Genomic DNA, 19,799 nt, shown 5'->3' on the forward strand with positions numbered 1-19,799 from the left:
CTGCAAGGACCGCGAGTGGCTGACGCAGGCCATGGTCGAGACCTTGGCTTAATTCATCGGTTCGATTTCAGTTGGCTGCCAGGACTTGTCGAAGAACGACGGCAGCGGGCTGTAGAGGCGCAGGATGGTGAACCAGCCCTTGTTCGGATCCGTTTGGATCCAGTTGCCGCGATCGACGCCATCAGGTTGCTCGGGGCTGAACCAGACGGTGGTGGTGCCATCCTCAGCCGCCTTCGCCGCCGGTGAGGGATAGCTTTGCGAACCCGCACGCGGGTATTTCTGCGGCGTCTTCAGCATCGAGCGTGTCTGGTTGTCGTAGACCGTGAATGACCAGAACGCCTTGGCGGGAATGTCTTTGGGCAATGTCACCTGATAGGTCTTGGCACCGTCCATCGGTACGCCGTTCGCATCCAGAAAGCCCATCAGATACTGCGATCCGACACCGGGGATGGTCATGATCATGCCGGGGCTGTCGAGCGTGTAGCCGTAGTAAAAGGCCGTGCGTGAATCGAGTGTGCGGGCGCCGGTCGGGGGCAGCGGTTTGAACACCCCATCCTCAAACACCGGCGGCGGGGTCTCGAAAAATGCGCCGCCATCCCAGAGCATGTTTCCCCACATCGACCCCTCGTAATAGGCCCATTCCGGATGGGCGCCGTAGGGGCGCCAATTCAGCACCCGTCCGGCCGCCTGCCCAACGGCGGCGGCGTCGGTGAGGATCTTCTTCATCCGCTCGTCAGGCGCGAACTCCTTGCCTTTGACGATGCCGATGGCAGCGAGTTGTCCGGAGAGCTCCACGTCATAGCTGGTGGCGGGTTCGGCCTGGACGTTCTCGTCGATCCACTCATAGAAGCCGAAATCGCTGGGCGGGATGGTGTTCATCGACAGGGTGCTGGCCTCGACGAACCTGGTGTCGGGGATCTTCGGGTCTTGCCCGAGGCGAACTGCGCCGGTCAACGCCTGCGCGATGCTCGTGCCGAAGGCACCCTCCGCATAGGGGTAGATCTTCATGTTGGCCTTGACGTTCGCGACTGCCGGCTTGGGATCGTTGTCCACCAGATAGGCGCGCGAGGCATAAAGGACCCGGTTGGTCTTGGAATGGGCGACGAAGTATCCGCCCTCGGGCAGTGGCCCGTCGTAGTCAGGTCCGACGATCAGATACTTGCCGCCCCGACCGCGATCCGGCCCTGGGCCGCCGACGTCGATGATCCACGAGAACCACATGTCGTTGATCGTGCCGACGCCATCAGAGGGCTGTTCGATCACCATCGGGCCTTTTGAAAGATCGATGACGGAGATGTAATAAACGGTGTCGGCGTTGCCGGTCAGGAAAAGGGACGCGGAGTCGAGCAGTTCAGACGTGATGACGACGTCGTTGTAGTCGGCGCCGATGCTCTGGAAGCCCTTGTGGAACCCCAGGGCGGACGCCCCGCGAAAGCTGTTGTTGTAGACGTTCAGCGCGCGCGTGAAGTCGAGCGCATCGAAGACCTTCTGAGCGGTGTCGGCGCTGGGAGCGCCGTCTTTGAAGTCCAGCGTTCCGATCGAGGTCTCGACGCTGTCGGGCGCGCCAAGGGATTCAATCGTCTCTTTCGCCACTTCGGCCTGCGCTGCGCCGGCCAGCGACATGGCCAGCACAAACCCGCAGGTCATGGGAATTCGGGGCATGGTGTGATTCCTCTGGATTCTTTAACTGATGTCCGGTGCGTTCATTGAGCCCGCAGGTGTCGATCATCCTTTCGGCCATTGGCAGTCGACGGGCGGGACTTCTGCCTCAGTGCAATCGATGATCCTGTTCCCCCCAGCCATTTATTGCACGAGTTCGATCTCGCCTGGCCGCCAGGCCTTGTTGATCCAGGGCTCAAGCGGGCCATACATCCGCAGGATCGTGAACCAACTCTTGCCCGGGACGGTCTGAAGCCAGTTTCCTGCTTTCCCTTCGGGGGCATGCGGCGCGAAATAGAGATCATAGGACCCATCCGGGTTTTGGGTCATGCCCTTGCTTTGACTGCCGGCCGTGGGAAAGCGCTGGCTGGTTTGCAACTGCGAGCGCGTCTGGGTGTCGTAGATCGTTACCGCCCAAAAATCGTTGACCGGCACATCCTTGGGCAAATGCAGCTTGTAGGTCTTGGCGCCGTCGAACGGCTGCATGTTGGCATCGAGCAGCGCCAGCGCATAGTCGGACCCTTTGCCTGCATGCGTGGTGGCCATGGCCGGGGTTACGCCGCCCGCGTTGAAATAGTAGAGCACGCGTGCATCCAGACCCATCGTCCCGTCCGCCTCAAAGCGCGTGTTGCGGTTGGCGAATGCGGTGGACCAGACGCTTTTGGGATCGTCCGGATAGATCTTCACGCCGGCGATCCTCGGGTGGTAGGTGATGGCGCGAGAGGTGGCGTCGCCGATGGTGGCGGCCTCGGCCAGCAGCGCTTTCATCCGCTCGTCCGGGGCGAAGGGCTGGCCCTTGACAATGCCGATGGCGGCGATGGCGCCGCGCACCTCGGGACTGATCGCATCGATGGGCTCATCCTGGATGACTTGATTCAACGCCTCGAAGTAGCTGAAATCGCTTGGGAATACCGTGTTGAATGCCTTGCTCGACAGGTTGAAGAATTCGGTCGCCTCCGGGTTTGCGGCATCTTTCAGCGGATAGACCTTCAGATTGGACGTGATATTCTCAACCGCGGGCTTCAGCCCGTCCTTGATCGAGCCGCGCAGGAACAGAAAGTTCCGATTTGTCGGCGGCTTGAGCAGGAAGTAGCCATCGGGGATCTCGCCGCTATAGCCGGGAGGGATCACCAGATAGTTGCCGCCCTTGCCCTTGTCCGGGCCCGTGACGCCCATGTTGCCGACATAGCGCTGCCAGGCGTCGTCCAGAAATCCCAGCATGCCGGGCGGGACCTCGATTACGGTCGGGCCGTCCTGGGCGAGATCGGTGTAGGTGTAGGCGTACAGCGTCGACGTGTTCGCGGTGACGACAAGGGTTTGAGAATCCAGCAACTCTTCGAACAGGGCGATCTTGTTCGCGCCCTTTGCACCGGCATCGGCAAGGCCTGTGCGAACCGCGTACATCGAAACAGCGCCGATGTTGTCGAGGAACACGACCGTTCCCCGCATCCGGTCGAGGTTGTCGTAGACGGCGGCAACGGTGGTGTCCTTCGGCACGCCATCGAAGAACTCCAGGGTGCCAATCGAGGTTTCGACCTTGTCGGGGATCGAGATGGAAGCCAGGGTTTCGGGAGAGACCTGCGCGAATGCCGGTCCAACCGCCAAGACGAGTGCAATCGCGCAGGCGGACGCCATCACTTGAGTCACCGTCAATCCACCTCTGCGAGTTTGATGTTCGCTCTCAACGCTACCTGTTGTCCGATGCCTGTTTTGCCCATTTCACGCCAAGTTTCCGGGGCGCGGCGGGAGGCGAGATGGGTAGCCCGAGGGGGAGGCGAGGGTTGAGCCCCAGGCTCGCGATCGTCAGGGCGGCGCATTTGCGCGATTATCTGGTGGTGATGCGCCGGATCGGGATGCCGGTCGATCGTGAACTCGCGCGGTCTCGTTTGCCGCCCCAGATTGAAGAGACACCGGATCTCTACGTCAGTGTTCCTGTTGCCATCGAGTGGATCGCGCACTGCGGTCGTGACCTGGAGCCCATGGCGCTTGGCTTTCTGGGTGCTCGACAAGCGTCTCGGGCATCCATCAAGCCCGTCCATCTGACGGAGATGCTCGCGGCGCAGACCGGCTACAGGCGTCTGGAGGCATTCATCCGGATCGCCTGTCGGGAGGACAATGGTCTCCGGGTGAGCCTGCGGCAGGAAGGCGATCAGACCCGCGTCATCTGTGACATGGTTCATTTGGGGCGCCACCCCTTCATCTGCTTTGCAGAGTGGCTGAACCTGCAAGGCGTCATGTCCGTCATGAGCGACCTCGCCGGACCGAACTGGCGTCCGCGTGAGCTGACCTTTGTTTCGCGCTACGCCCCACCTGACCTTGCGCGCGAGGCGTTACCCGACACCCGCATTCTCGTCGGCCAACCTTACTCGTCCATCCTGATCGACAGCGTGCATCTGGCGCGACCCTGTGGTGGCACCTCGATCCCGTCCCACACTGTTTCAGACACTGAGTCCCGCACTGGGCTCGCGTCTATTGAGCAGGGAAACGGGGCGAGCGACCAGGTCGAAGCCTGGGATTTCTTGCATCTCCTGCGCATGCTCCTGCAACCCTATCTGAACGGCGGGCGCCCAGATCTTTCCCTTGTCGCCGAGATTGTCGGGATGAGCACCCGTACGTTGCAGCGCCGTCTTCAGCAGAGTCGCAGCTCCTATTCAGAGGTCCTCCAGGAGGCTCGCTTCGATCTCGCGCGCAGCCTGCTCGACGAGCCGGGTGCCAAGGTCATCGATGTCGCCATGACTTCAGGCTACGAGAGCCAACAACATTTCACGCGAGCCTTCCGCCGCTTCACGGGCCTAACACCGACGCGGTATCGTCGCGCAATGGCTGGGAAATCCTGACCCGGTGACGTGATTTTTCCTTCGCCCTGACGCTCGGCCACTTCGACTGGCTGCGTCAAGGTGGCCGCCCCGGCGGCATGTACAAAAGCCGTGCTGCCGCGCTGCACTAGGGAAGTGCGGCCGACACCCCATCTACACCGTTGACGACGCAATCGATCAACCGCATCGCCGGAACCTCTCGCGGGTTCGGGCGCTGGAGCAGCCGATGACCCGCACCCCGTTCTTTCCGAAGTTCTCCGACCTACCCGCCGAGATCCCGATCTTTCCCTTGCCGGGGGCCGTGGTCATGCCGGGGGTTCAGCTACCGCTCAACATCTTCGAGCCACGCTACGTCCGAATGGTGACCGATGCGTTGGCATCGAATCATCTGATCGGCATGATTCAGCCCACCAGCGAGACCATGACCGAAGAGGTCCCGGAGATCCACCGGATTGGCTGCGCCGGCCGGATCACCTCCTACAGCGAGACGACGGATGGCAGAATCGTCCTGGTCCTCACCGGGGTGTGCCGCTTCCAAGTGATCAGCGAGATCGCCGAGGAGCACGGCTATCGGCGGGTTCGCGCGGACTGGGAACGGTTCGCGGCCGACTATCAGGAGAAAGACTCTCCGATCGCGGATCGCAAAGGTTTTCTGACCTCCCTGAAGGCCTACTGCGCACTGCGAGGCGTCGAAGTCCCCTGGGATGACGTCGAGCAGATGGCCGACAAGGACCTGACAAATCTTCTCTGCGCCCATCTCCCTCTGAGCCCCGAGGACAAGCAGGCCTTGATCGAGACCCTCCCAACGGGCGACCGGGCCGCGCTGATGCGGGGGCTTCTGGATATGTCGGCGGCCGCGAGTATGGACACCGCCGAGCACCGCCACTGAGCAGAGTCCGCGCGCTCGGACCGCGTCGGTGGTCGGCGCGATGCGGACTCGGGCAACCGGCGGTTTAGAGAGGCGCGGGGTTGAAAAACCGCCCACGGGGCTTAGTTTCGAGAGCTTAAGTTGTCAACGAGCGAAGGGTTAAACCAATGGCAGTCACACTGACCGAAGCCGCCGCTAGCCACGTCGCCGGCATGCTCAGCAAACGGGGACAAGGCCTGGGTCTGAGGGTCGGCACCCGCAAGAGCGGCTGCACCGGCTTTGCCTACGATGTCGACTACGCGGACGCCGTGGAGCCGACCGATCGGGTCTTCGAAAGCCATGGCGTGAAGGTCGTCGTCGATGAGGAGAGTCTCGACCGCATCGACGGCATGGAGATCGACTTTGTGCGATCCAGCCTGCTCAACCAAGGCTTCGAGTTCCGAAATCCCAAGGTGAAGGACACCTGCGGTTGCGGCGAGTCTTTCAGCGTCTGAATCGCGTCTGGAACGACGTGGCATGTTGTCACATTGCCCAGGATCGGCACTCTTTGGGCTGATCCGGCGTTGACGCGATTCAGGATCCGGAAAGACAGCGAGAAGAACCCCGGCGCCAGCGCAGTGCGAGCGACTCCGAGCGGCCTATTGCACTAGCCCGGATGTTTCATAAACCGACACAGCCGACACTGGCCTCGCGGATTTGCGCGGCGCTGGGCGTCACCGAGGGCGATGACCGGGACGCCGCGGGGGTTGAATGGTGGAAATACCGAGCGGCAACGGGCTTGATCAACGGGGCACGAGTAGTTTTGTCGCCGCGCAGGCGTACGATGCCCTGCCCGAGGTGGGCATAGTCGTCGTGCGCGTGCTGAAATCCCCGTGCGGGGATGTATGTGCGTCTAGGCGGGCGCCGCCCGGGCTGCGCGTTGAAGAGCCTCTCGGTGACCTGCTGCAACAGCGTCTTGACCGGACAGCTCGAGGGCAGGTGCAGGCGCACGCGGTCTTTGTACTGCACCACGCGCACGGCGAGCTTGAACAGTTTGATGATCACGGTGGCAGGCTGGGCGTTGGCCAGTTCCGTGCCGACGAGGACCTCGGTGCGCAGCGTTTGGTGCAAGACGTAAGCGGCGCAGGAGAAGAACAAGCGCATCTGATTGGCCAAGAAGGTGCTGTCGGAAGTGCGATCGCTGGCCAGATCGTTCTTGATCATTTTGATGAAGTTCTCGTCCTGGCCGCGCGCGCAGTACAGATCGCGGTAGACGCACTCGGGACTGGGCAAGTCCAAGGAGGTGACGACGAAGCGGAGGTTGTCGCCGCGCGCCGTCACCTCGGCTTTGAGGATGGTCCGACACGCGCCGGGCCAGGAACCGGCACGGTAGTCAACCTCGTGGTAGGTGCGGGTCCGCTCGGGTACGTCGGCGTCGGCGCGCCGGGCGTTCTCGATGCGCAGCGCATGGAGCTTGCGGGCGTCGGCCAAGAACGGCTCGGCCCGTGGCGTGAGAGCCCGGTTACCCGCCAGGCCGAAGATGAAATCCGTCAACGGATCGGCCATCGCCAAGGCCATCAACTCGGGGTTGGAGAAGTGTCCGTCGCCGCGCAGGATGATGCGTGTGCGTGGCCACGCGGCCCGCAGCCGCTTGAGCACGCGCTTGAGGATCATCGCGTTCTCGGCGCCGGTGGGGCGCTTGCCGGGACGCAGCACCGCGGTGATGAACTTCCCCGAGAGGCCCTCGAAGAGAAACAGCGGCAAGTAGCAATGGTTGCCGTAGTGATGATTGTAGAACGCGAACTCCTGCTGGCCATGGGTGGCGTCTTCGGAGTGGTCCATATCGAGCACGATCACCTGCGGCGCCTTCGGGTAGCTGGCGATGAAGGCCTCGACGAAGGCCTGCGCCATGCGGTAGAGGTCGCGCGCGCCGACCCCATTCTCCAAACGCGAGAAGGTCGGCCCGCTGGCCAGGTCCGTCGTCGCATCCAGCGGCTTGCGCTCCAGCCCCAGCTTGAACAGCGCATCACGGCGCAGCGCATTGGCGTCGTTGCCGTCTTCGTAAGCACAGGCGATCTGGTAGACCCGTTGCGCGATCAGCTCACGCATCGGATGGGTGGTGTAGGACGGATGGCGCCAATCATCGATCGCTGCGCTCAACCGCTCGGTCAGGCCGATCTGCCGATCAACCCCGCGCAGAATCATGGGGCCAAAGTCAGACGACATGGCGCCGCCGTCGAAGTCGCCGCGGACCGTGAAACCGGCGACCGGGGGAAAACGCAGCTGTTCCGGGGTAGACTCGGGCATGGGCGACCTCGTTTAGCTTCTTCCGAAGCGTTCTTGGCGGAACAGCCATTTTATCAATGGGTTGAACGAGAGTCGCCCTTTTTTATGAAATATTCGGGCTAGGTCCTTCGCTTCGATCTATTTGGTCTCAACTTGGAAAACTTCCGCATCCATGCTCAACGATGAAATGGCCGAGATCCTTGAGAACTTCGAGCTTCTCGGTGATTGGGACGAGCGCTACCAATACCTCGTCGAGATCGGCGAACGTCTCCCGCCGATGCCGCCCGAAGAGAAGACCGATAAGAACCGCGTCGTCGAGTGCATGAGCTTGGTGCACACGGCGGCGCGACCGATCCCTGATCAACCTGGACACCTCGAGTTCACGGGTGATTGCGACACCGCGATCATTAAAGGTGTGGTCGCCCTTCTGGTTGGGCTCTTCTCCGAAAAGCGACCCGAAGAGATCGAGGCACTCGACGTCGAGGAACTGTTCGAGGCGCTCCGTCTCCAAGAGCACCTGAGCCCGAATCGGCATGTCGGCGTTTATGCCATCGTCAATAAGATGAAGGGACAGGCCAGATCGACGCCCTGCTGAGATCCGATCGTTCCTTTGTCGACGCGTGCGCCGACAAGGCACAGACCCGGAAACGGGCTCCCGGTGTCTCCAAACCCTGTCGCTGAAGGCGGATCCAACATGAGCGGATGCGAGGCGAGCCGACGCATCGATAGGGATCCGCTAACGCACGCCTGCCCGACAACACGGATTCGACGCATGCCATCCCTACGACCGGTCACCCGTCTCCTCACGCGTTGCCTACCCTGCGTCTTCGTCACCGCAACCCTGACGGCACCGAGCCCCGCATCAGCCGTCGCCGTCTTGGTTGCGGAAGCCCGATCGATGCCTTTGGCCGAGCGGGTCGAAGCACTCGGGACTCTGAAGGCCAACGAATCGGTCAACATCACCGCGAATGTCACCGAGACGATCTCGGCAATTCACTTCGACGACGGCCAACGCGTCAGTGAAGGCGACATCCTGGTCGAGCTGACCAGCGTCGAACAGCATGCCCAACTCGACGAGGCGCAGGTGCGGGCGGTTGAGGCCGAGCGTCAGTACCAGCGGGTCAAGGCATTGGTGGCGCAGGGCGCCGCATCCGAGTCGCTGCTCGACGAGCGTAAACGTGACCTCGACGCGGCCCGCGCCGTCTTGGTGGCCATCGAATCACGCCTGTCAGACCGCCTCATCAAGGCACCCTTCGACGGCGTGCTGGGGCTTCGCAACGTCAGTCGCGGCACGCTGGTCGAGCCGGCCGATACGATTACGACGCTCGATGACGACAGCTTTATGAAGCTTGATTTCACGGTCCCGAGCGTCTTCATGAGCGCGCTTGTGCCGGGGCTGAGAATCGAGGCGCGCGCCCCGGCCTACGGAGATCGGACCTTCGAGGGTGTGGTGCGGGGTGTCGACAGTCGCGTCGACCCGGTCACTCGCTCCATTCAGGTGCGCGCCGTGATCCCCAATCCGGAGCGCACGCTCAAGCCCGGACTGCTGATGCGGGTCGAGCTCCTGGTGGATCCGCGCGACGCGCTGGTCGTGCCGGAAGCCGCGATTCTGCACCAAGGCCAGGATCACTTCGTGCAGGTCATCGTGGAGGACGGGGATGGTTTGACCTCGGAGCGCCGTCAGATCCAGATCGGCGCGCGCAAGCCCGGCCTGGTGGAGGTGCGCGAGGGACTTGCGAAAGGCGATCGCGTCATCGAGCACGGCCACCTCAAAGCGCGTCCGGGACAACCTGTCGAGATCGCACGCAGGGATGACGCTCAAGCCGACACGAAGGGCGTGGCGGACCCCGCACGATGATCCTATCGGACATCTCGATCACCCGCCCGGTACTCGCCACCGTCCTCTCCCTCTTGCTGGTCGCGTTCGGCTTGGTCGCCTTCGATCGACTGCCGCTGCGCGAGTATCCGGACATCGACCCTCCGGTCGTCTCGATCGAGACCGTCTATCCGGGTGCCGCGGCCAACGTCGTCGAGACGCGGATCACCCAGCTGATCGAGGATCGCATCGCGGGTGTGGAGGGCATCCGCACGGTCGAATCCGTCAGCGAGGACGGGCGCTCGGCCATCACCATCGAGTTCAACATCGACCGCGACATCGACGGTGCCGCAAACGACATCCGCGATCGTGTCTCGGCCGTACTCGATCAACTCCCCGTCGAGGCCGAGCCGCCCGAGATCCAAAAGGTCGACAGCAACGAAGACGTCATCATGTGGCTGAATCTGGTCAGCGACCGCATGACCGTCCCGGAGCTCTCGGACTACGCCCGTCGCTACCTGGTGGACCGCTTTTCGGTGCTCGACGGGGTGGCCCGGATCCGCGTCGGCGGCAATCAGGTCTACGCGATGCGCGTCTGGCTCGACCGCAACGAGTTGGCCGCGCGGGAATTGACGGTGACCGATGTGGAGAACGCGCTGCGCGCGGAGAACCTGGAGCTGCCGGCCGGCGGCATCGAGTCGGTCGATCGGCAGTTCAGTGTTCGCACGAGCCGTGCCTTCAACGATGCCGATGACTTCGCCGGCCTGGTCCTGAAGCAGGGCTCCGACGGTTACCTGGTCAGGCTCGGCGACGTTGCCCGGGTGGAGCGCGGCACCGAGGAGAACCGGACCTTCTTCCGGGGCAACGGTGTGCCCATGGTCGGCATCGGCGTGATCAAGCAATCGACCGCGAACACCGTCGCCGTAGCGGATGCGGCCAAGGCCGAGGCGGCCCGGATCAACCCGACCCTACCGGAGGGCATGGAGATCAAACAAAGCTTTGACTCCTCCGTTTTCGTCAAGGATGCCATCGAGGAGGTCTACAAGACGCTCGCGATCGCCATCGGCCTGGTCATCCTGATCATCTTCCTGTTCTTGGGCAGCGTGCGCGCGATGCTGGTGCCGGCCGTCACCGTCCCGGTCTCGATCGTGGCGACCTTCACGGTCCTGCTCTGGCTCGGCTTCTCCGTGAACATCCTCACCTTGCTGGCGCTGGTCCTGGCGATCGGGCTGGTCGTGGACGACGCCATCGTGGTGCTCGAGAACATCCATCGCCGCATGGAGCAGTACGGAGAGACACGGCTGGTCGCCGCCTATCGCGGAACCCGTCAGGTGGCTTTCGCCGTCGTGGCCACCACCATCGTCTTGATCGCGGTCTTCGTGCCCATCGCCTTCTTACAGGGCGACGTCGGGCGACTCTTCGCCGAATTCGCACTGACCATGGCCGCGGCGGTAGCCTTCTCGTCCTTCGTCGCCCTGTCGCTATCGCCGATGCTCGCCTCCCAGATCCTGCCCCAGTCGCATCGGCGCGCATCCCTCACGCACGGGGTCGACTGGGTCTTCCAGTGGGTGCGCCGCGGATACGGTACGGTACTGCGGTTCTTGCTGCGTCAGCCCTGGATCGTCGTGCTGGCCTTCATCGGGACACTCGGCGCAGCGGTTTGGCTGTTCGAGCAGATCCCGCAGGAATATGCGCCGAAAGAGGATCGCGGTGCCTTTTTTGTCCTGGTCAACGGCCCGGAAGGCGCATCGTATGGATACATGAGCGAATACATGGACAAGATCGAGGAACGGCTCATGCCCTATGCCGAGTCGGGCGAGGCGATCCGACTGCTCGTGCGAGCGCCTCGGACCTTCTCCAATACCGCGCTCTTCAACACCGGCATCGTCGTGATGGTCCTGAACGACTTCGACAAACGCCGTTCGGGCTGGATCATCATGGACGAGGTGCGGGCGAAGCTCGCCGATCTACCCGGTGTAACCGCTTTCCCGGTCATGCGTCAGGGATTCGGCGCGCGCATCCAGAAGCCGGTTCAGTTCGTGATCGGCGGCGGGACCTACGAGGAGCTTGCGCAGTGGCGCGACCTGCTGCTCGAGGCCATCAATGAAGACAACCCAGGTCTGACCGGCATCGACTGGGACTACAAGGAGACCAAACCACAGCTCAAAGTCGAGATCGACTACGATCGCGCGGCCGATCTCGGGGTGACGGTCGGCAACATCGGACGCACGCTCGAGACCATGCTCGGGTCGCGCAAGGTGACGACCTATCTGGATGCCGGTGAGGAATACGATGTCATCCTCGAAGGCGAGCGCGACGAGCAGCGCACGCCGGGGAGCCTGGAAAACCTCTATGTGCGATCGGATCGCAGCGGTGAGCTGATCCCCTTGTCCAATCTGGTCAGCGTGATCGAATCGGCCGATTCGCAGAGCCTGAATCGCTACAACCGGCTGCGCGCCATCACCATCGAGGCGAACCTGGATTCCGGGCTTGCGCTCGGCGATGCCCTGAGCTACCTCGAGGCCAAGGTCGCCGAGCACCTGCCCGAGCAGGCCCAGATCGACTATAAGGGTCAGAGCCGTGACTTCCGATCGAGCAACCAAGACATCCTCTTCGTGTTCGTTCTGGGTCTGCTGGTGGTGTTCCTGGTGCTGGCGGCACAGTTCGAGAGCTGGATCCATCCGCTCGTCATCATGCTGACGGTCCCGCTGGCCATGGCGGGTGCGCTCCTCGCCCTCTGGCTGACCGGACAAACGCTCAACATCTACAGCCAGATCGGACTCATTATGCTGGTCGGCCTCGCCGCCAAGAACGGCATCCTGATCGTCGAGTTCGCCAACCAGCTGCGCGACCAAGGCAAGGCGTTCCGCGAGGCGCTGCTCGAAGCGGCCGACGTGCGTCTGCGCCCCATCGTCATGACGGGAATCACCACCGCCGCCGGCTCGCTTCCCCTGCTCCTCTCGAGTGGTGCAGGTGCGGAGACACGCTCGGTCATCGGTACCGTCATCCTCGCGGGCGTGCTCGCGGCGACGGTCTTTACCCTGTTCGTGGTCCCGGTCGCCTATGACCTGCTCGCCCGCCATACCGGATCGCCCGGCGACGTGAAGCGGCGGCTCGAGCGCGAAATGGAGGCATCTTGAGAGACCGAGGGGCTGGGCCGATGATGGGCACCGCCAACGGGCTATCGACGAGCGCCAGCAGGGCCGTGACGAGACCGATTAGGCCGTGACCTGGATCAATGCTCGAACCGGCCCGAAGCTGCGCCGATGCTCCGGACAAGGTCCGAGTCGGCGTAGTGCCTCGATGTGCGAGCGCGTCGGATAGCCTTTGTGGCCGGCAAAGCCATAGCCTGGAAACGTGCCGTCCAGATCGCGCATGAGTCGGTCGCGCGCAACCTTCGCGAGGATCGAGGCGGCACCGATCGATGGGACCAAACCGTCGCCGCCAACGATCGCCTCGGTCTCACACCCCAAATCCGGACAACGATTGCCGTCGACGAGCACCCGCGTCGGCCGCACCTTCAAGGCCGCAACGGCGCGCTGCATCGCGAGCATGGACGCTTGGAGGATATTGATTCGGTCGATCTCTTCCGCGCTCGCCCAAGCGACAGACCACGCCAGGGCGCACTCGCGGATCTCCAGATCCAAGGCGATGCGCCGAGCCGGCGTCAGCTTCTTGGAATCGTCCAGACCGGGGATCGGGCGCGCCGGATCCAGGATGACCGCAGCGGCACTGACCGGACCGGCCAGCGGGCCTCTGCCTGCCTCGTCGACACCTGCGACCCACAAAACCGCGTCCGGGGTGATCAACAAGCTTAACCTCATATCCGCATCGTCGAGGCCGCCAAAGGCCTTTTCTTCGACGCGTTTCTAGTGAAAAAACAAAAACTTCTTGAATCGCGTCCCCAACGGGGCGTTTTGCGCATCGACGCGCGAATCCGAGGTGAGACGGCACGGACGAGACCGGACGCGATTCACTACCCCATGAGATCGAGGACAGCTTGCGCTGCGCTCGCTGCGGCATCCTGTCGGAGCCAGAGATGGATGCGCCGGTACTCGGCCTGGATCTCGGCCACACGCTCCTTATCATCCAGAAAAGCCAGCACAGCCGGCGCAAGTAAATCGGCGCGACAGCGGTCTTGAATGAATTCCGGCGCAAGCTCCTTCTCGGCGAGCAGATTCGCCATCGCGATATAAGGCACCTTGACCAGTCCGAGCTGTTTGACCAGGTGATAGGACATGGGATGGACCCGATAGGCGACGACCATCGGGCGCTTTGACAACAGGGTTTCCAGCGTTGCCGTTCCCGAAGCGGTCAGCACGACATCGGCCGAGGCGAGGACCTCGCGGCTGCGCCCGTCGACCAGGGTGATCGGGAGATGCGGCGCGACCTGCTCCAGGGTTTGGCTGAAGCGTTCGCGCAGCCGGGCGTTGACCAGTGGGACGACGAACCGCAGGTCGGCTCGGGCGGAGAGGCAACGCGCGGCGGTCTCGATGAAGGGCCCGGCCAGACGCTCGACCTCGCCCGTTCGGCTGCCGGGCAGCAGGGCGACGATGGATCCGAACTGAGGCAGACCGAGGGCTCGTCGCGCACCGACGCGGTCGATCTCAAGCGGGATCTCGTCGGCGAGCGGATGACCGACATAACGGGCCGGCACGCCGTGCTCGCGCAGGAAGGTCTCCTCGAACGGAAAGACACTCAGCATGAGATCGACGGAGCGGCGAATCGACTTGACCCGACCCGGACGCCAGGCCCAGACGGTAGGACTGACCATGTGGACGGTGCGAATCCCAGCCTCGCGCAGTCGCCGCTCAAGACCGAGATTGAAGTCGGGTGCATCCACGCCGATGAAGACGTCCGGGGGATTCTCGACGAAATAGCGCACCAGATCGCGTCTGAGACCGAGCAGCTCGCGAAGCTGGCCGAGAACTTCCATTAGACCCATCACCGAAAGCCGTTCCATGGCGAACAGAGACTCGCAGCCCTCCTCCTGCATGCGCGGCCCGGCCACGCCGACGAAGCGGACCTCGGGGACGCGTTTGCGGATCTCTCGCGCCAGCGCGGCACCCAGGATGTCGCCGGAGGCCTCGTTCGCGACGATCCCGACCCGGAACATCAGCGCACGATACTGCGACTGCTGTCGGAGATGAAGTCCGCCATAGGGCCGATCTCGGGAATGTCGGCGGACATCCGGGTCAGCTCGGCGATCGCCTCGGCCAGCTTCAGATTCCCCAGATAGAGTGTGCGATAGGCGCGCTTGATCGCTTGAATGGCCCCATCCGAGAACCCGCGTCGACGCAATCCTTCGGCGTTGATACCCCGAGGCTCGGCCGGGTGCCCGCCGACGGTTACGTAGGGAGGGACGTCTTTGCCCAAAACCGACCCCATGGCACAGAAACCGTGGGTGCCGATCCTGCAAAACTGGTGGACGATGGTGAAGCCGCCGAGGATGGCCCAGTCCTGGATCTCGACATGGCCGCCAAGTGAGGCGGCGTTGGCCATGATGACGTTGTTGCCGATTCGGCAGTCGTGTGCCACATGGACATAGGCCATCAGGAGATTATCGTTGCCGATCCGGGTCACGCCTCGGTCTTGGACCGTGCCGCGATGGAGCGTCGTGAACTCGCGGATCTGATTGCGATCACCGATCTCCAGGCGTGTTGTCTCGCCGCCGTATTTCTTGTCCTGGGGGTCTTCACCGACACTCGCGAACTGAAAGATCCGATTGTCGCGCCCGATCCGGGTCGGACCCTTGATCACGGCGTGGGGGCCGATTCGGCTACCCGAACCGATCTCGACATCCGACCCGACGACGGCGAAGGGACCGACCTCGACATCGGAATCCAGCGACGCCCCCGGATCGACCAAGGCGGTCGGATGAATCAAGCGGTCACGTCTCGCGCCGTGCACATGATCTCGGCGCTGGCCACGACCCGATCATCAACGCGCGCCTCGGCGTCGAACTTCCAGATCCCGCGACGGACGGGGCCGAGCTTGACGTCCAAAATCAACTGATCACCCGGCTCGACCGGTCGTTTGAACCGGGCCTTGTCGATACCGACAAAGTAGTACAGCTTGTTGCCGACCTCGTCCGGACGCGAGACCATCGCCAACAATCCGGTCGCCTGCGCCAGCGCCTCGATGATCAAGACGCCGGGCATCACCGGGCGCACCGGGAAATGACCCATGAAGAAAGGCTCGTTGTATGAGACGTTCTTCAAGGCGGTCAGATAGGCGTTCACCTTGTAGTCGATGACCTTGTCGACCAATAGGAACGGGTAACGGTGCGGCAAGAGGCTCAGCACCTTATGAATGTCCATTGTGCTCACGACGTCCTCCGAGCGATCAAGACGCAAATCAGAATCCGTCGGCATGGAATGCGATCCCTCCATGCTAGGTAGCCTCCCGCCCGGTTGTTTCGTTCATCGTATCGATACGTATCTCAAGTTGTTTGATGCGTCGCGCCAACTCATCCAGATGTCTGAACCGAGCCACGTTCCGTCGCCAATCCGCACTTGGCATGGCCGGGATCCCGCTGCTGTAAGAGCCGGGCCCCGAGACCGATCGGGTCACCATAGCCATCCCCGTAAAGTGAACGCCATCGCCGATCTCCAGATGTCCCGCCATCCCGACGGCGCCCGCAATGGTGCAGTTTCGGCCGATTCGGGTCGAGCCCGAGATACCGGTGTTCGCAGCCATCGCCGTATTCTCGCCGATCTCGACGTTGTGGCCGATCTGGATATGGTTGTCCAGCTTGACCCCGTCATGGATCAGTGTTTCGCCGATCGCACCCCGATCGACCGTCGTATTGGCGCCGATCTCGACATCGTCGCCCAGGATTGCTCGCCCGACCTGCGGAATGCGCACCCATCGATCGCCGTCGCGGGCGAAGCCGAACCCCTCACGTCCGATGACGCTCCCGGGGTGAAGCAGTGCGCGCTTGCCGACAAGCGTTCCGGAACAGAGCGTCACGCGCGCCACCAAACGACTGTCCTCCCCGATCCGGACCCCGTTCCCGAGGATGCAACCGGGACCGATGAACACGCGTGGACCGACGATAACGCCGGCCTCCAGGACACAGGTCGGACCGACCCATGCCGTCGGATCGACCTGCGCTGTCGGATCCACGACAGCGCTTGCGTGGATACCGCCGACAACCGCGGGCTCCGGGTACAGGATCCGAGCCGCGTTTGCAAAGGTCAGATAGGGGTTGTCGCTCAGCAGGACCGGCGCCCGACAGGCATCGGAGTCGACATCCGAGAGGATCACACAGCCGGCCTGCGTGTGCTCCAAATGACATCGGAAACGCACGTCGCCGAGAAACGTCAGAGCGGTTGCGTCGGCGGAGCTCAGCGGCGCGATGCGGCAGACTCGCGCCTCGGGATCGCCCCTCAAGGGAACCCCTAAACGATCCGCCAATTCGCCGAGCGCGATCTCCAAGGCATCACCACATAAGCCGATAGTCTGCCGACGACATCATCATCACTTGTCGACGAACTCCTGCTTGAGTCGCTCGATGACTTGCGCCGAAATGTCGATACGCGGGCTGAAATACACCAGGCCTTCGCTGATCACGAGATCGATCTTCTCCTCCTTGGCGACCTCGACGATCACCTCGCGAACCTGCAACGCAAGCTTGGTCCGAAGCTCGTTCTGTCGCAATGCGAAGTCTTCCTGAAACTCATCCCGCGCATACTTGAGCTTGCGTGTCCGATTTCGAATATCGTTTTGCAGCCGCTGAATCTCGCTTTCGCTCATTAAGGCACCTTCGCGTTCCAAGCGGCCTTGAAGTGCGGAGATCTGCTCTTGCTGCTCGCGCAGAATACGCTCCCGGTCCTCGACTTCCCGCTGAAGTGCGGCGCGCGCAGCCTCGTACTGCGGCGACTGCTCGACGACCTGATTAGGGTCGACCACTGCGATCCGATACTCCGACGCCGACACCAGACCCGACAGCAGAATCAACGCGATCGTCGACGACCAAATCACTGCAAATCTCACGCATCGACTCCCCTAGAAGGTCTGCCCGAAACCGAATTGAAAGACTTGGGTTTCGTCACCCTCTTCTTCGTTGAGCGGAGCCGCAAGACTGATCGAGAGGGCGCCGATCGGAGACAGCCAGGTCGCAGAGACACCGGCCGAATAGCGCAGATCCCCGATGTCGAAGCCGATCGGCTCGATAAGATCGGAGCCGTTCGTCTGCCAGACGTTGCCGAAGTCGAGGAAGGCGCCGAGTCGCAACGTCTTGCTCAACTGAGGTCCACCCGGAGCGGGAGCAAACAGCTCGACGCTGCCGGCCATCCTGAAATTGCCGCCGACCGGATCGTCGTCGCCGATTTCACGGGGACCCAGAGAGTTGGCGACAAAGCCACGCACGGAACGCGGTCCGCCCGCGTAGAAGTTCTCGAAGAACGGCAGGTACTCGGTCTCGCCGTAACCCTCGCCGTAAGCCACATCACCGCTCAAGGACACCACGAACCGAGAGGTCAGGGGGATGTAGAGCTGATCCTGATAGGTGAGCTTGTAGTACTGAAGATCGCTGCCCGGAACCGTCAGGTCGGCTCTCAAGATACGCAAACTGCCTTGCGTCGGGAAGATCGCCGTGTCGCGACTGTCGCTCGTATAGCTGGCGGACAGCACGATGTCGTTGAAGACGTTGCCGTTCTCTTCGACGAACTGCTGTGCCAACTCGGAGGTGTCGCCTGCGATGAAGTTCGTATACTGATAGCGCACACCGAGTCCGGCCCGACTGGTCTCCGTAATGGGTAAGCCGAAATTCATTCCGAGCACGCCGACGTCGGTCGAGTATGCGGCACCGATCAACTCGTTGAAATCGGTTTCGCGGTACGAGACGTTGAAGCCTCGACTGATACCGTCAACCGTATAGAAGGGGTTGGTATAGGCAATCTGATAGAGCTGGGTCGCTTCGCTCGTGTTGAGCCCGAGCGAGACGCGCTTACCGGTACCCAAGAAGTTGTTTTGCGTCACGCTGGCGTTGAACAGGATGCCCTGCGACTGCGAGTACCCGATACCGGCCGAAAGATTGCCGGCGGGTTTCTCGGTGACCGTGACGTCGACATCGACCTGATCCGCAGAGCCGGCCACGGCGGGCGTCTCGATGGTGACATCTTCGAAGTAGCCGAGACGCTGGAGCCGCTCTCGCGACTTTCGGACCAACTCGGCAGAGAACCAGGCCGACTCCAACTGGCGCATCTCGCGCCGCAGCACCTCGTCGCGGGTTCGGGTATTGCCCTTCATGTTGACGCGCCGCACGTAGACACGTTGTCCCGGATCGACAAAGAAGGTGACCGAGACCTCGCGGGTCTCCTCGTCGATTTCGGGTATGGTGTTGACGTTGGCAAAGGCGTAGCCGCGATCCCCGAGCAGGTTGGAGATCCGCTCGGCGCTCTCGGTGGTTGCACGGCGCGAGAAGTAATCACCGCGCTTGAGATGGATCAGCGGAAACAGCTCCTCGGCCGGAATCGAGGGCTCGCCTGCGAGCTTGATGTCGCTGATCCGGTAGGGCTCGCCTTCGTCGACGACAACGTTGATGTAAATCTCTTTCTTGTCGGCGCTGATAGACACCTGCGTCGACGTGATGTCGAACCGGATGAAGCCGCGATCCAGATAGAACGAGCGCAGCGATTCCAAATCACCGGCAAGCTTCTGCTTGGAATATTGGTCATTCTTTGAATAGAACGAGGTCCAGCGGGTGGAGCCGAGCTCGAAGAGCTTGAGCAGCTCCTTTTCCGAGAAAGCCTCGTTTCCGATGATGGTGATCTGCTTGATCCGAGCCGTCAGGCCCTCGGTGATCTCGATCCGGACCGCAACGCGGTTTCGCTCGAGCGGGGAGACCGTCGACTGAATGAGCACACCGTACTTGCCGCGCGAGAAGTACTGCCGCTCGAGCTCCTGCTCGATCCGGTCGAGGACCGAGCGATCGAACACCCGGCCCTCCTTGAGTCCGATGTCCGACAAGGCAGCCGTCAACGCCTCGGTATCGATGTCGCGGTTGCCGGTGATGTCGATCGATGCGATTGCCGGTCGCTCGCGGACCCAAAGAACGAGGACGTTGCCCTCGCGCTCGACACGAACATCGTCGAAGAAACCGGTTTGGTAGAGCGAGCGAATGATCCCGCCGGTCACACCGTCGCCCACGGTATCCCCGACCTGGACCGGAAGGTAGTTGAAGACGGTGCCGGGTGCGATCCGCTGAAGGCCCTCCACACGGATGTCGGCGATCTGGAAGACCTCGGCCCCGACCGGCATGTTGATCGCCAGCAGGAGGGTCATCAGAGCGAGCTGCCGACGTGCGCAGCAACGGAGCATCACAGGTATCGCGCGCAAGACAGGTCCCCTCGATCAAGCCGAAGTCTGC

At 62.5% G+C, this 19,799-nt stretch carries 15 protein-coding genes and 1 pseudogene; 6 read left to right on the plus strand and 10 right to left on the minus strand.

Annotation, left to right across the window (positions count from 1 at the left end; translation table 11 throughout):
- Positions 1 to 48: 48 nt before the first annotated feature.
- Positions 49 to 1,662, minus strand: a complete 1,614-nt coding sequence (locus LT988_RS04240) for a DUF1254 domain-containing protein (RefSeq protein ID WP_232408994.1) — start codon at positions 1,660 to 1,662, stop codon at positions 49 to 51.
- Positions 1,663 to 1,803: 141 nt separating this feature from the next.
- Positions 1,804 to 3,306 (minus strand): DUF1254 domain-containing protein, encoded by a 1,503-nt coding sequence (locus tag LT988_RS04245; protein ID WP_232408995.1) that lies wholly within the window; start codon positions 3,304 to 3,306, stop codon positions 1,804 to 1,806.
- A gap of 134 nt (positions 3,307 to 3,440) precedes the next feature.
- Between LT988_RS04245 and LT988_RS04250 the strand changes: the two genes are divergently transcribed.
- The 3 genes from LT988_RS04250 to LT988_RS04260 all read left to right on the plus strand — a co-directional run bounded on the left by LT988_RS04250 (position 3,441) and on the right by LT988_RS04260 (position 5,837).
- Complete coding sequence (locus tag LT988_RS04250; protein ID WP_232408996.1) at positions 3,441 to 4,496, plus strand: AraC family transcriptional regulator; 1,056 nt, start codon at positions 3,441 to 3,443, stop codon at positions 4,494 to 4,496.
- Positions 4,497 to 4,701: 205 nt separating this feature from the next.
- Entirely contained in the window at positions 4,702 to 5,364 is a 663-nt protein-coding gene (locus tag LT988_RS04255; protein WP_232408997.1) for an LON peptidase substrate-binding domain-containing protein, read from the plus strand.
- A 146-nt stretch (positions 5,365 to 5,510) separates the two neighbouring features.
- Complete coding sequence (locus tag LT988_RS04260) at positions 5,511 to 5,837, plus strand: HesB/IscA family protein (RefSeq protein ID WP_232408998.1); 327 nt, start codon at positions 5,511 to 5,513, stop codon at positions 5,835 to 5,837.
- A gap of 403 nt (positions 5,838 to 6,240) precedes the next feature.
- Here the strand turns inward: LT988_RS04260 and LT988_RS04265 are convergent.
- Positions 6,241 to 7,629 (minus strand): annotated as a pseudogene (locus LT988_RS04265) (IS1380-like element ISTro1 family transposase); the annotation flags it as partial.
- Positions 7,630 to 7,780: 151 nt separating this feature from the next.
- Here LT988_RS04265 and LT988_RS04270 point away from each other — a divergent pair.
- The 3 genes from LT988_RS04270 to LT988_RS04280 all read left to right on the plus strand — a co-directional run bounded on the left by LT988_RS04270 (position 7,781) and on the right by LT988_RS04280 (position 12,564).
- Positions 7,781 to 8,203, plus strand: coding sequence for a SufE family protein (locus LT988_RS04270; RefSeq protein ID WP_232408999.1), 423 nt, complete (start codon positions 7,781 to 7,783; stop codon positions 8,201 to 8,203).
- Positions 8,204 to 8,380: 177 nt separating this feature from the next.
- Positions 8,381 to 9,466 carry an efflux RND transporter periplasmic adaptor subunit gene (locus LT988_RS04275; protein WP_232409000.1) on the plus strand — a complete coding sequence of 362 codons (1,086 nt, stop codon included), beginning with the start codon at positions 8,381 to 8,383 and terminating at the stop codon, positions 9,464 to 9,466.
- The gene (locus LT988_RS04280; RefSeq protein ID WP_232409001.1) at positions 9,463 to 12,564 is read left to right on the plus strand and encodes an efflux RND transporter permease subunit; all 3,102 of its coding nucleotides are present in this window, start codon (positions 9,463 to 9,465) and stop codon (positions 12,562 to 12,564) included. Before LT988_RS04275 ends, LT988_RS04280 begins: the two co-directional genes overlap by 4 nt.
- Before the next feature lie 78 nt (positions 12,565 to 12,642).
- Here the strand turns inward: LT988_RS04280 and rnhB are convergent, their stop codons facing one another.
- The 7 genes from rnhB to bamA all read right to left on the minus strand — a co-directional run bounded on the left by rnhB (position 12,643) and on the right by bamA (position 19,768).
- Positions 12,643 to 13,248, minus strand: coding sequence for a ribonuclease HII (rnhB, locus tag LT988_RS04285; protein WP_232409002.1), 606 nt, complete (start codon positions 13,246 to 13,248; stop codon positions 12,643 to 12,645).
- A gap of 152 nt (positions 13,249 to 13,400) precedes the next feature.
- A complete protein-coding gene (gene lpxB / locus LT988_RS04290) occupies positions 13,401 to 14,540 on the minus strand; it encodes a lipid-A-disaccharide synthase (RefSeq protein WP_232409003.1) in 1,140 nt (379 codons plus the stop codon).
- Complete coding sequence (gene lpxA, locus LT988_RS04295) at positions 14,540 to 15,310, minus strand: acyl-ACP--UDP-N-acetylglucosamine O-acyltransferase (RefSeq protein WP_232409004.1); 771 nt, start codon at positions 15,308 to 15,310, stop codon at positions 14,540 to 14,542. The genes lpxB and lpxA overlap by 1 nt, the downstream gene beginning before the upstream one ends.
- Positions 15,307 to 15,798: a 3-hydroxyacyl-ACP dehydratase FabZ gene (gene fabZ, locus LT988_RS04300; protein ID WP_408648042.1), complete on the minus strand. Its 492-nt coding sequence runs from the start codon at positions 15,796 to 15,798 to the stop codon at positions 15,307 to 15,309. Before fabZ ends, lpxA begins: the two co-directional genes overlap by 4 nt.
- 19 nt (positions 15,799 to 15,817) lie before the next feature.
- Positions 15,818 to 16,864: a UDP-3-O-(3-hydroxymyristoyl)glucosamine N-acyltransferase gene (gene lpxD / locus LT988_RS04305; RefSeq protein WP_232409006.1), complete on the minus strand. Its 1,047-nt coding sequence runs from the start codon at positions 16,862 to 16,864 to the stop codon at positions 15,818 to 15,820.
- A 42-nt stretch (positions 16,865 to 16,906) separates the two neighbouring features.
- Positions 16,907 to 17,422 (minus strand): OmpH family outer membrane protein, encoded by a 516-nt coding sequence (locus tag LT988_RS04310; RefSeq protein WP_232409007.1) that lies wholly within the window; start codon positions 17,420 to 17,422, stop codon positions 16,907 to 16,909.
- Between the two features lie 12 nt (positions 17,423 to 17,434).
- Positions 17,435 to 19,768, minus strand: a complete 2,334-nt coding sequence (gene bamA / locus LT988_RS04315) for an outer membrane protein assembly factor BamA (protein ID WP_408648043.1) — start codon at positions 19,766 to 19,768, stop codon at positions 17,435 to 17,437.
- Positions 19,769 to 19,799 lie beyond the last annotated feature (31 nt).

The sequence above is a fragment of the Thiocapsa bogorovii genome, assembly GCF_021228795.1.
GTDB classification, from domain to species: domain Bacteria; phylum Pseudomonadota; class Gammaproteobacteria; order Chromatiales; family Chromatiaceae; genus Thiocapsa; species Thiocapsa bogorovii.